9 protein-coding genes are annotated in these 13,098 nt (G+C 64.8%); 2 read left to right on the top strand and 7 right to left on the bottom strand.

Annotated features, from left to right (window positions below; all coding sequences use genetic code 11):
• Positions 1-626 precede the first annotated feature (626 nt).
• Both sucD and sucC read right to left on the bottom strand, forming a co-directional pair.
• A complete protein-coding gene (gene sucD, locus ABIE56_RS13345; protein ID WP_247329115.1) occupies positions 627-1,499 on the bottom strand; it encodes a succinate--CoA ligase subunit alpha in 873 nt (290 codons plus the stop codon).
• Positions 1,500-1,512: 13 nt separating this feature from the next.
• Entirely contained in the window at positions 1,513-2,715 is a 1,203-nt protein-coding gene (gene sucC / locus ABIE56_RS13350) for an ADP-forming succinate--CoA ligase subunit beta (RefSeq protein WP_429244273.1), read from the bottom strand.
• Positions 2,716-2,948: 233 nt separating this feature from the next.
• On the opposite strand from sucC, the gene ABIE56_RS13355 reads away from it, so the two are divergent.
• Complete coding sequence (locus ABIE56_RS13355) at positions 2,949-4,571, top strand: sensor histidine kinase (RefSeq protein ID WP_429244340.1); 1,623 nt, start codon at positions 2,949-2,951, stop codon at positions 4,569-4,571.
• A 67-nt stretch (positions 4,572-4,638) separates the two neighbouring features.
• Complete coding sequence (locus ABIE56_RS13360) at positions 4,639-6,051, top strand: sigma-54-dependent transcriptional regulator (RefSeq protein WP_429244274.1); 1,413 nt, start codon at positions 4,639-4,641, stop codon at positions 6,049-6,051.
• 118 nt (positions 6,052-6,169) lie between these two features.
• Here ABIE56_RS13360 and ABIE56_RS13365 read toward each other — a convergent pair whose 3' ends face one another.
• The 5 genes from ABIE56_RS13365 to ABIE56_RS13385 form a co-directional block, all read right to left on the bottom strand.
• Positions 6,170-6,544, bottom strand: coding sequence for a hypothetical protein (locus ABIE56_RS13365; protein WP_429244275.1), 375 nt, complete (start codon positions 6,542-6,544; stop codon positions 6,170-6,172).
• Between the two features lie 215 nt (positions 6,545-6,759).
• Positions 6,760-8,337, bottom strand: coding sequence for a response regulator (locus ABIE56_RS13370; RefSeq protein ID WP_429244276.1), 1,578 nt, complete (start codon positions 8,335-8,337; stop codon positions 6,760-6,762).
• A 17-nt stretch (positions 8,338-8,354) separates the two neighbouring features.
• Positions 8,355-8,801 (bottom strand): response regulator, encoded by a 447-nt coding sequence (locus tag ABIE56_RS13375; protein WP_429244277.1) that lies wholly within the window; start codon positions 8,799-8,801, stop codon positions 8,355-8,357.
• Positions 8,798-10,597 carry a sensor histidine kinase gene (locus ABIE56_RS13380; protein WP_429244278.1) on the bottom strand — a complete coding sequence of 600 codons (1,800 nt, stop codon included), beginning with the start codon at positions 10,595-10,597 and terminating at the stop codon, positions 8,798-8,800. Before ABIE56_RS13380 ends, ABIE56_RS13375 begins: the two co-directional genes overlap by 4 nt.
• A gap of 134 nt (positions 10,598-10,731) precedes the next feature.
• The gene (locus tag ABIE56_RS13385) at positions 10,732-13,077 is read right to left on the bottom strand and encodes a GH92 family glycosyl hydrolase (protein WP_429244279.1); all 2,346 of its coding nucleotides are present in this window, start codon (positions 13,075-13,077) and stop codon (positions 10,732-10,734) included.
• Between the last annotated feature and the right edge of the window lie 21 nt (positions 13,078-13,098).

Raw genomic sequence — 13,098 nt, forward strand, 5'->3', positions numbered from 1 at the left:
GGCGATACCCACATTCCCTGTGGATATCGGACGAGTTATGCACGCCGCGCAGTGCTCACGGAATAACCAGCACAACGCAAGTGGTTGTCGCTCAAGCCCGCTTGCGACTTATACACATGCTTATGCAGTGCGTATCCACACACGCTGTGGATGAATGCGTTCGCGTGGCGAAGAAATGAGCAGCACAACGCAAGTCGTTGTCATCCAAGCCTGCTTGCGACTTATGCACATGCTTATGCAGTGCGTATCCACACAGGCTGTGGATATCGGAATGTCGCCGAGCACCCATCGCGTGCAAGCACGCTCCTACAGGGAGCGACGCTTCGGTGTGCGAGCTTGTGCGACACGTAACGCGGCATGTGGACTCGGGGGTGGTCAGGCCCTTGCGGCCGACATTAGCGGAGGGCCGCCTAACGAATCGATTTTCGCGACGAGGGCACGACGGCCCGGTCCGAAGGTCCGCGTCTGGCGGCCGCAAGGGCCTGACCGCCCCCGACCCCAACGGAATCCCAGCCTAAGACGGCGCAAGCCGCTTAATACATGCATTCGCGCCAGCGAATGAACCGCTTAAAAAAAAAGCCCCGCCGAAGCGGGGCTTTCTTCGTTTCGCCGAAGCGAAGCGCGTATTACTTCATCAGACCCGCGAGGGTCTTGCCGAGATCGGCCGGCGACTTCACCGTGGTGACGCCTGCCTTCTCGAGAGCCGCGAACTTGGCTTCCGCCGTGCCCTTGCCGCCCGAGATGATCGCGCCGGCATGGCCCATGCGCTTGCCCGGAGGAGCCGACGCACCCGCGATGAACGACACCACCGGCTTCTTGACGTACTGGCTGATGAACTCAGCCGCGTCTTCTTCCGCGCTGCCGCCGATTTCGCCGACCATGATGATGCCTTCGGTCTGCGGATCGTCCTGGAACAGCTTCAGGCAGTCGATGAAGTTCAGGCCGTTGATCGGATCGCCACCGATACCGATGCAGGTGGACTGGCCCAGGCCTTCGTTCGTGGTCTGGAACACCGCTTCATACGTCAGGGTGCCCGAACGCGAAACGATACCGACCTTGCCCGGCTTGTGGATGTGGCCCGGCATGATGCCGATCTTGCATTCACCCGGGGTGATGACACCCGGGCAGTTCGGACCGACCAGCACCACATCCGGGTGCGACTTCAGCACGTTCTTCACGCGCATCATGTCGAGCACCGGGATGCCTTCGGTGATAGCCACGATGACCTTGATACCGCTATCGATGGCTTCGAGGATCGAATCGGCAGCGAACGGAGGCGGCACGAAGATGACCGAGGCATCCGCCTTGGTCTGGTCGACAGCCTGGCGCACGGTGTTGAACACCGGCAGGCCAATGTGCTCGGAACCGCCCTTGCCCGGGGTCACGCCACCCACGACCTGGGTACCGTAATCGAGAGCCTGCTGGGCGTGGAACGTGCCCTGCTGGCCGGTAAAGCCCTGGACGAGGACCTTGGTGTTTTTGTTGATCAGGACGCTCATGTTACTTCGCTCCTCAGGCCGCTGCGGCCACGGCCTTCTGGGCCGCATCGTTGAGATCGTCGGCCGGCGTGATCGCCAGGCCCGAGTTGGCCAGGAGCTCACGGCCCTGGTCGACGTTGGTGCCCTGCAGGCGGACGATCACGGGGATCTTCAGGCCCACTTCCTTCACCGCGGCGATGATGCCTTCGGCGATGAGGTCGCAACGCACGATACCGCCGAAGATGTTGACCAGGATGGCCTTCACCTTGTCCGACGAGAGGATGAGCTTGAACGCCTCGGTGACGCGCTCCTTGGTCGCACCGCCGCCCACGTCGAGGAAGTTGGCCGGCTCGCCGCCTGCCAGCTTGATCACGTCCATGGTGGCCATGGCCAGGCCTGCGCCGTTGACCATGCAACCGATGGTGCCGTCCATCGTCACGTAGTTGAGGTTGTGCTGCACGGCAGCCGCCTCAGCCGCATCTTCCTGGGTCAGGTCGCGCATGGCGGCCAGGTCCGGGTGACGGAATTCGGCGTTGTCGTCGGAGTTGACCTTGCCATCGAGCGCGGCGAGGTTGCCGTCGGCGAGGATGGCGAGCGGGTTCAGCTCGACCAGGGCCAGGTCCTTCTCGTTGAACAGCTTGTACAGGCCAAGCATGATCTTGACGAGCTGGTTCACCTGCTTGCCTTCCAGGTCCATCTTGAACGCGAGTTCACGCGCCTGGTACGGCTGCAGGCCTTCGACGTAATCCACCACGAGGGTGTGGATGTCTTCCGGGGTATCGTGAGCGACCTGCTCGATATCCACGCCGCCGTGCTTGGAGGCGATGAACGAGATGGCCTTGGTGTCACGATCGGTGAGGATCGACAGGTAGAGTTCCTTGGCGATGTCGGTCGCGTCGGTCACCAGCACCAGGTTCACCGGCAGCGCGCGGCCAGCCGACTGGTACGTTTCCATGTTGGTGCCGAGCATGCCCTTGGCAGCGGCGCGGACATCGTCCAGGCTGCGGCAGAACTTGACGCCACCGGCCTTGCCGCGACCACCGGCATGGATCTGGGCCTTGACCATCCACTGCGAACCACCAAGGTGCTTGGCGGCATCGACAGCGGCGTCGGGAGAGTTGGCAACCTTGCCCGGGGGCACGGCAATGCCGTACTTCGCGAACAGTTCTTTAGCCTGGTACTCGTGGAAATTCATTCGATACCTCGAGCGAACGGAGAAAAGCGAGTGAACACGCACTGGCCGCTGGCGGCCCGCGCGGGGATGGGGGATAACACGCGAACTACGCAAAAACTGCGCAATACGGCCAAGTATTTTCGCGGATGGCGCCCCCAAAGGAAAGGGGCCGCCGGGCAGGCCGGTGCCGTTGCGGCGTGTTGCCGTGTATCAGGGGCGCCCTATACTGGCTGTCATACCCAGCACCCGGGGCCCCCTGGCGGAGAGCCAAGAACGTGTCCACGCCCGCGCCGACGATGACCGCCACCGCCCGGGCAAACCAGGCCACGGCACGCCACGAACTGTTCTTTTTCAATTACTTCCGGCTGGGCCAGGCGGCGGTGTACACCGCCCTGGCATTCCGCCCGGAGCATATGGCGTGGCCCACCCTGCCCGATCCGGTGCTGGCCCGGGTCATGGCCATGGCCTACCTGCTGGCCGCCCTGGTCATGGTCGCCCGCACCCGGGCCCTGCTCCACCGGCCGGTGCTGGCCGTCTCGATCGGCCTGACCCTGGATATTGCCGCGGCAGTGCTGGCCCTGATCCTCATGCACGATGTGCGGATGGGCGTGGCCATGATGCTGGCGGTGAACATCGCCACGGGCGCGCTGTTGCTGCCCTTGCGCCTGTCCATGTTCTTCGCGGCCCTGGCCACCCTGTGCATGCTGGGCCACTCCCTGTTCGATGTGGACCAGCCCGGCGCCTCCGATCGCGAGGTGGTCGAATACGGCCTGTTCGGCGCGGCCTACTTCGCCTGCGCCTCGCTCTGCTACGTGCTGGGCCGGAATATCCGCGCCTCGGAGGCGCTGGCCGAGCAGCGCGGTATCGACCTGGCCAACCTCTCCCAGGTCAACGAACTGATCATCCGCCGCATGAAAACCGGCGTGCTGCTGGTGGATGAAGGCAACCGGATCCACCAGTTGAACGAATCGGCCTGGATGCTGATGGGTAACCCTTCGGCCGAGCAGCGCGACCTGGGCTCGCTGGCCCCTGAGCTGTCGCGGCGCCTGTACCACTGGCGCGCCTCGGGCAAGCTGGATGAGAGCGCCACCATGCTGGCCGACGGCACGCCCGAGGTCATCCCGCGCTTCTCGCGCCTGGCGCCCAACGACGATTCCCACGTGCTGATCTTCCTGGATGACACCTCGCTGGTGTCCCGCCGTGCCGAAGAACTCACCCTGAGCTCGCTGGGCCGGCTCTCGGCCTCCATTGCCCATGAGATTCGTAACCCGCTGGCGGCCATCCACTATTCCGCCCAGTTGCTGGCCGAATCCACCGACCTGGCCGATACCGACCTGCGCATGGTTGAGATCATCAACAACCACTGCTCACGCCTCAATGAGATTATCGAAAACATCCTGCAGCTTTCCCGCCGCGAGCGCTCGCGCCCGGAAACGCTGGACCTGAGCCGCTGGGTGCACGATTTCGTCGGCGAATACCGCCAGGGCAACGACCTGGGCGCCGATGTGCTCCGCGCCGTCTCCGGCTCCGAGCCGGTGGCCGCCGTGGCCGATCCGCAGCACCTGCAGCAGGTGGTCTGGAACCTGGTGCAGAACGCCCTGCGTTACGGGCGCATGCCCAGCGAGCCCGCCCGGGTCATGGTCGTCGCCCGGCATTCCGAGGCGGGCATCCCCATCCTCGAGGTGATCGACCGTGGCCCCGGCATCCCGCCGAAGGTGGCCGCGCAGATCTTCGAGCCGTTCTTCACCACCCACGAATACGGCACCGGGCTGGGCCTGTACCTGGCCCGGCAGATGACCGAGGCCAACCAGGCCGCCCTGGAGTACGTACGCGTGGCCGGCGGCGGCAGCTGCTTCCGGATCAGCCTGACGCCACCTGCCCGGACGCCCGCTGTGGCGCCCATCGCGGCCCGCGCATGACAGCCGAGCTTTGCGTGGGGGCCCGGGCCGGTTACATTTGGAACATTCACCGAAACTTTCGGACCCGATGAGCAAGCAGACTGTCCTGGTCATCGACGACGAGCGGGACATCCGCGAGTTGTTGACCATCACTCTCGGTCGAATGGAACTCGACGTGGACGCCGTGGGGAGTGTCAGCGAGGCCAGGAACGCCCTCGCATCCCGCCGTTACGACCTGTGCTTTACCGACATGCGGCTGCCCGATGGCAGTGGCCAGGAGATCATTGAGCTGATCTCGGCCACCTACCCCGACATGCCGGTAGCCATGATCACCGCCTACGGCAACGTGGATGCGGCCGTGAACGCCCTGAAAGCGGGCGCGTTCGATTTCGTCTCCAAGCCGGTGGATATCCACCTGCTGCGCCGCCTGGTGAAAACGGCCCTGCGCCTTTCCGAGGAACGCCGGAGCGAAGCCGGGAGCAAGGCTGCGCCGGGCGCCGACCGCCTGATCGGCGATTCGCCGGTCATGGTCGAGGTACGCGGCAAGATCGCCAAGCTGGCCCGCAACCAGGCGCCTGTCTACATCGCTGGCGAATCCGGCGTGGGCAAGGAACTGGTGGCCCGGCTTATCCACGAACTGGGGCCGCGTGCCACGGGCACCTTCGTGCCGGTGAACTGCGGCGCCATTCCATCGGAACTGATGGAAAGCGAGTTCTTCGGCCACCGCAAGGGCAGCTTCACCGGTGCCCACGCGGACAAGGAAGGCCTGTTCCAGGCGGCCCACGGCGGCACCCTGTTCCTCGATGAGGTGGCCGAGCTGCCCCTGCACATGCAGGTGAAGCTGTTGCGTGCCATCCAGGAGAAGGCCGTGCGCCCCATTGGCGGGCGCGACGAAGTGCCGGTGGATGTGCGCATCCTCTCAGCCACGCACAAGAACCTCGCCGCCCTGGTGGAACAGGGCCAGTTCCGCCAGGATCTGTTCTACCGCATCAACGTGATCGAACTGCGCGTACCGCCGCTGCGTGAGCGCCGCGGTGACGTACCGCGCCTGGCCGATTTCATCCTGCGCCAGCTGGCCGTGGAATCCGGCGGCCCGCCGGGCAAGCTCAAGCCCGAAGCACTGGCCGCACTCGAGGCCTATCAGTTCCCGGGCAATGTGCGCGAACTGGAGAACATCCTCGAACGCGCCATGGCCATGTGCGAAGGCGACACGATCGAGGCCGACGACCTGATGCTGCCGCAACGCACGGCCATGCCGGGCGATGTGCTGCCTGCGGCAATCGGCGCACCGGTGCCCACGGCGGGCGTGCCCGCGGGCTCGCCCGCACCGCGCAACCCGGCCGCGGATGGTTCGCTCGAGGACTACATCACCAACATCGAGCGCGACACGATCATCAAGGCCCTGGAAGAGTCCCGCTACAACAAGACCGCCACCGCCAAGAAGCTCGGCATCACCTTCCGCGCACTGCGCTACAAGCTGAAAAAGCTCGGCATCGATTAAACGGAAACGCATCGCGCGCGAGCGCGCTCCTACACAAGATCTGCGCACGTTGTTGGCGACGGCACGTGCGCAGGCCTTTGCAGGAGCGTGCTTGCACGAGATGGGTGCTAGCGACAACCTACCCGATCTTCTGCAACGCCCGCCGCGCCACCCACCACGCGCGCGCATGCTTACCCGCCACCCACGCGCCCCAGTAGAAGGCGGTAGCCGCCGCAGCATTGGCCCACAGCTGCCAGTGCAGGCCCCAGCTCCTCACCATCTCCACATCCTGCGCAGGAAAACGCCCCGCAGGCGTGTAGAACAACGGGAACTTCCACACGCCGCGCACCGCATCGAAGAACCACGAGTCGACGCACGGCAGGTCGTAGCAGTTGGTCTGAAAGCCAAGGATCGCCACGGCGCCCAGGCAGTGGGCAAAGCACGCGCCTACAAAGATCGCAGCGCGCGTTTTCCACACCATCGCCACGCGCATCGCTTCCGGATTCCATTTCATCCCACGCCCACCCTTCGCCCGTTGAACCTGCGTGTGCAGGAACGGAAAGGTTAGTCAGCGGGTTTGGCGGAAAGATATGGAAGGATTCTGAAAAATGCGTCGGATTTGGCCGCGGGGCAAGTCCCCATCGCGCGCAAGCGCGCTCCTACACAAGACCTGCGCAGGCTCGTGTAGAAGCGCGCTTGCGCGCGATGGCCTGACGAAGCGAAGACGCGTTACACCAACCGGCGCGCCCCAGCATCCACGCTCGACTGACTTGCCTCAAGCGCCTCGCGCACCTTCTTCAACAACGCCCGTGACTGGATGGGCTTGTCGATGATGTAGAGGTGCTTGATGTCGGGAAGCTCGTCGAGGTTAGGCGGGGCATCCGGGCGGGCCAGGAGCAGTACGGCGCCGCGGTAGCCGTGCTCAAGCAGCGCAGCGAGCGTGCGTACACCGGTGAACAGGTTCATGTCGGCGTCCATGACCACGAGGTCCGGTACGCCGTGGGCTTCGATCCACTGTAGCGCCGCCGTACCGCTCTGGCTGGCACCGGCCTGGTAGCCGTAGGTATCGAGCGTGTCGGAAAGCAGCGAAAGCTGCACGGCTTCTTCGACCACGACGAGCACCCGCTCGGCTTCGCCTTGCAGGTACGGCTCGAGGATCGGCATCTCGCCCAGGTCACTCTCTTCCGTGCCGAGGGGAAGGTACAGATGAAACTCCGTACCCTCGCCAACGCGGCTGCGTACGCGCATCAGGCCGCCATGGCTGGCGACGATACGCTTGCAGGAAAGCAGGCCAAGGCCCGTGCCGGATTCCTTGGTGGTGAAGAACGGCTCGAACAGGCGCTGCAGCACGTCGGGCGGCATGCCTGCGCCGGTATCGATGACCGACAGCTTGAGGTAACGCCCCGGGATGCTGCTTTCATCCTCGCTGAAGAAGTCATCCGCCAGCGTGACCTGCGAGGTCTCGATGCGCAGGCTGCCCCCTTCGGGCATGGCCTGGATCGCATTGAGCGTGAGGTTGAGCAGGCACTGCTGCAATTCGGTGTGGTTGCCTTCGAATGCCACGTCGGGGTCGTACACATCGACCTGCATCTGGATCGCACGCGGCACGCTGCCCTGCAGAAGCAGCTTCAACGCATCGGTCAGCGCGCCCAGCTTCACCTGCTCGGCGCGGCGCGCGCCACGAGCGAACGAAAGCATGGACGAGACCATCTCCAGGCCGCGCCGGCCGCAGTCGCGCACGAGCGCGCCAAGGCGTGCCAGGCGCGGATCGTCGGCATAATCTTCCAGCGTGTCACCCGCGAGGAGCAGCGGCTGCAGCAGGTTGCGCAGATCGTGCGAGAGCCCGCCTGCAAGCAACGCAAGGCTTTCAAACCGCTGGGCGCGGATCAGCTCCTGCTCGGCGCGCGCACGCGCCTTGAGTTCATCGGCTTCACGCAGGGCGCGGCGCACGGCGGATGCCAGGCGCGCGGTGTTCTGCTTCAGGATGTAATCGGTCGCACCGCTGCGCAGCGCCTCGATAGCAGCCTCTTCGCCCAGCGTCGCCGAAATGAAGATGAAGGGAATATCGCTGGAGCGGCCGCGCAGGATCTGCAACGCACGCTCGCCGCTGAAGTGCGGCATGCTCAGGTCCGATAGCACGATATCCGGGCGGAATTCGTCCAGCGCGGCAACGTAGGCCGGCTCGTCGTCCACCAGCCGCACCTCGTAAGCGAGGCCATCGTTGTCCAGCTCCGACAACACCAGCTCTGCATCGAGCTCACTATCCTCGACCTGCAGGATCCGGACCTTCTCGCTGTGCGCGTTCATGCGTGCGTACCTGACCCTTACTCGCCGCCGGGGCGCTGGTTGAGCACCGCCCAGAAATGGCCAAGCGTCTGCACGGCCGTAAAGAACTGCTGCGCATCCACCGGCTTAAGCACGTAGGCGTTCACGCCCAGGTCCCAGCTGCGCGCCAGGTCGCTTTCTTCGCGCGAGGAGGAAAGGATCACCACCGGGGTGCGCTTCCAGCGTTCGTCGCTGCGCAGCTCCTTCAGCACCTCAAGGCCATCCTTACGCGGCATCTTGATATCGAGCAGGATCACGGCCGGATCCTGCTCCTGGCGATCGGCATAACGGCCGCGGCGGTTCAGCCAGTCCATGCAGTCCACGCCGTCCTCCACGTGCACCACCGGGTTGGCCAGGTTCGCCTTGACCAGCGCTTCAGCGGCCATCTCGGCATCGAACGGGGAATCCTCAACAAGGAGGATGGTACGAAGGTCGGTATTGTTCATAAGTCACCCAGGCGCGCGCCCGGTACATCGGACGCTGGCAATGAAAAATGGAAAGTGGCGCCGCGATCGGTCTCACCCTCGGCCCACGTACGGCCGCCGTGGCGCGCGATGATGCGCCGCACGTTGGCAAGGCCGATGCCGTTGCCGGGGAACTCCGAAGCGCGGTGCAGGCGCTGGAACACGCCGAACAGCTTGCTTGCGTACTGCATATCGAAACCGGCGCCGTTATCACGCACGGCGAACTCGTAATCGCCGACGGCGGTGCGCTCCACCTCGACGAAAATCTGCCCGACTTCGCGGTTGCCCGTGTACTTCACGGCATTGCCCAGCAGGTTCTGCCACACGGTGCGCAGCATGTTTTCATCACCGATCACGATCGGTAACGGCGCAATGCTCCATTCGATGCGGCGATCGCGCGCCTCGGGTTCCACCAGCGCGCGCGCCTCTTCCACGAGCGATTGCATATCCACCGGCTGCAGGCGCAGCGCGCCGCGGCCAAGGCGCGAGAACACCAGCAGGTCGTCGATCAGTTGGGCCATGCGCCGCGACGAGCTGCTGATCACATCAATGTAGTGGCGCACCCGGTCGTCGGCCTGGTCGCCCAGCTGCGCCTCGAGCTTGCCGGCGAACCCGGAGATGTGCCGCAACGGCGCGCGCAGGTCGTGCGATACCGAGTAGCTGAACGCTTCCAGCTCGCGGTTCACATCGGAGACCTGCTCCACCTTGCCTTCGAGCTGGCGGTTCAGCTCATTGATCTTCTGCTCCACCAGCGCGCGGGCGGTGATGTCGCTCACCGTGAGCAACAGCGCCGGGTGCTGGGTATCGGGCTGGGTAATGCGGCGGGCGTTGATCACCACGAAGCGATCGATGCCATCGACGGTGCGCTGGGTGAGCTCGTAATCCCACAGCTCGCGGTCACGCGCCAGCACATCATTCAGGCGTTGCAGCAGTGCCATGTCATCCCAGGCACCGTTGCCCAGCGAGCGCAGCGGCATATGGGCCTGCTCGTCCTCGGCGTCGTAGCCGTACAACTCGGCGAACGCCGTATTGACCAGCAGCGCGCGCAGCTCTGAATCGAGCAAGGCGATGGGTTCGCGCACGGCCTGCACGATCAGCTGCGAACGCTTCACGGCCTCATCCACCTTGGACTCGGCGGCCAGGCGGATTGCGATCTGGCGCTCGGAAACCACCACCACGATCACCAGCAGGGCGATCTGCGCCAGCGCTGCCACGCCAAGCACGACGCGGTTATCCGTGGCCGTACCCTTCGCGTTGGCCCGGCGCTCGTCCTGCAGCTTCGATTCTTCCGCGAGAATATCGACCACTCGTTCGCGGAACGGGAACATCTGCCGCGCGCTCTCCATGAGGGCGAACGCACCGGCACGGTCACCCGTGCGGATCTTCGCGAGCGCCTCTTTGGTGAGTTTCAACCGGCCGTTCGCGACGGCCTCCAGGCCCGCGACCCGCGCAATCTGGTCGGGGTTATCGCTGACCATATCGCGCAGCCCGTCCAGGAGCGGCGGCAGCCGGCTCTCGGGCAGGAGCACGCGCTCTTCGAGGTCCTTATCCAGCGTGCCACCGGCGGCCAGCGTGTATATGGCGGCCTCGCTGCTGCGCAGGATCGCATCGGCCCGGTAGATGCTGGCCTTGATATCGGCGGTATGGGTCACCCAATCGCGCGAACTCAGGGCCTGCTCGGAACTGGAGCGGGTAATGAAGTAAGGCAAAGCGACGCTAACCAGCACCGCGGCCAACAAGCCGACGATGCGCCAGCGCACTCCAACGCGTTTGATCATGCCTTCGTCATCCCCACGACGACTCCTGCCTGGTGTGAAAAGGCATTGTAAGCGCAGCGCCAATACCTGAGGTCAAAGGCGATATTGGCGCCACGAGGCCGTGAAGGCCCCGTGACGGGGGTGTGGCTTGACGCTTACTGCTTTGACGTGCTCATCGAGTACGGCGCGGCATCGGCGGCCGTGCCCCACTTCGACGGCTCGGCCTGCATGGAGAAATGCAGCTCGCCGCCGGCGGTGAGTTCTTCATGCGTCACCCAGGTACGGGCCAGGTCCTTGCCGTTGAGCGTGACCTTGCCGACGTACGGGTGCTTCGCATCCAGGTGGTCGGTGGAGACGGTGAAGCGCTTGCCGTTCTGCAGGTTCAGCGTGGCCTTCTCCACGAACGGGCGGCCGATCACATACTGGCTGCTACCCGGAGCGACCGGGTAGAAGCCCAGGGAACTGAAGACGTACCAGGCCGACATCTGGCCCAGGTCATCGTTACCCACCAAACCCGTCGGGGTCGGCGTGTACTGGGTCTTCATGATCTGGGTCAGGCGCTCCTGGGTCTTCCAGGGCTGGCCGGCGTAGTCGTACAGGTAGGCTACGTGGTGGCTCGGCTCATTGCCGTGGGCATACCAGCCGATCAGGCCAGTGATGTCTTCCACATGCGCAAACGACTTCGGATCCACCTTGGCATCGAACACCGAATCCAGCTTCTTCACGAAGGCATCGTTGCCGCCCAGGGTCTGGATCAGCCCAGCCACATCCTGCGGCACGTACCAGGAGTACTGCCAGGCATTGCCTTCGGTGTAATCGCTGCCGTACGCGGCCGAGGACGGATCGAACGGCTCGCGGAACTGCCCATCGGCCTTGCGGGCACGCAGGAAGCCGGTCTTCGCATCGAAGCTGTTCTTCCAGTTGCCGGCACGCTTCATGAAGGTCGCCGCCACGTCATCCTTGCCCATGGCCTTGGCCGCCTGGGCCAGGGACCAGTCGTCGAACGCGTACTCCACGGTCTTCGAGGCCGCTTCCGGCTGGTGATCGATCGGCACATAGCCGATCTTCATGTAATCATCCAGGCCGCCGTACGGGCCGTAGGTGGCGCTGGCCACCATGGCTTCCAGCGCCTTGCCGCCGTCGTAGCCACGGATGCCCTTGACGTAGGCATCGGCGATCACCGGCACGGCGTGGTAGCCGATCATGCACCAGGTTTCCATGCCGCCGTACGCCCACACCGGCAGGATCCCGAACGGGCTGGCCTCGCGGGCCGCGATCAGCGAGCTGACGAAATCGTTGCTCTTGTTCGGCTCCAGCAAGGTCATGAGCGGCTGCTGGGCGCGGTACACATCCCACAGCGACCAGGTGGAATAGAAATCGAAGCCCTTGGCATCGTGCACCTGGTTATCCGGGCCGCGGTACTGGCCATTCACGTCCATGCTGAGCGTGGGCGAGAGCATGGCGTGGTAAAGCGCGGTGTAGAACGTCTTGCGGGTCTCGGCCGGGGCCTGCAGGTCAACCACCGAGAGGGTCTTCTCCCACAGCTGGCGGGCATCGGCGCGGCGGGCATCGAAGTCGAAACCGGCGCCATCCTTGTCCAGGTTGGCGATGGCGTTGTCCTCGCTCACCGTCGAGATAGCCACCTTGGCGATCAAGGGCTTATCGAGGTTGCCGAAATCGAACACGCCCTCGAGCTCGCGGCCGCTGATGCCATCCACGTCATCGTTGCGGTTACCCGGGCCACCGAAGCCGCGGTACACGATCTTCTCCTCGCGGTTCTTCAGGGCGCGCGAGGTGATCGGCTGGTTAAAGCGCATGGCGAAATACAACTGGCGGCCCGGCGCCCAGCCGCGCGTTTCGCGGCCGCCGGTCACCGTGCCATCCGGGCGTACGCGCAGGCTCGCCCACAGCACCTTGCCGTCGTAGTCATAAATGCTGGGGCGCAGGTCCAGCAGCACGTGGGCCGGCTTGCCCTTGGGGAACGTGTAGCGGTGGAAGCCCACGCGCGCATTTGCCGTCAGTTCGGCGCGAACATCGTAGTCGCTGAGGGTAACGGCGTAGTAACCTGCCTCGGCCTTTTCGCTCGCATGGGAGAACCGCGAGCGGTAACCGCTGCCGGGCTGGTCGGGGGAACCGGGGTCCAGCTTCACGTCGCCGGCGATGGGCATGACCAATACGTCGCCCAGGTCGGAGTGGCCGCTGCCGGAGAAGTGCGTATGCGAGAAGCCCAGGATGCTCGAGTCGCCGTACTGGTAGCCGGCCGCCCACTTATAGGCGTGCTTGAAGTCCGGCATGGCCGTATCCGGGGAAAGCTGCACCATGCCGAACGGCACCGTGGCGCCCGGGAACGTGTGGCCATCGCCGCCCGTGCCGATCATCGGATCCACCGCCGACCAGGCGCTGGTGCCCTTGCCACCGTTGGCCGCCATGGCCAGGGCCGGCAGGGCGAGGGACAGGGCGGCGGCCAGCAGGCCGCGGCGCAGGCGCGTGGAACTCGACATCGGTTTCTCCCCGGAAATGGA

The organism is Luteibacter sp. 621 (assembly GCF_050435445.1).
Classification (GTDB): domain Bacteria; phylum Pseudomonadota; class Gammaproteobacteria; order Xanthomonadales; family Rhodanobacteraceae; genus Luteibacter.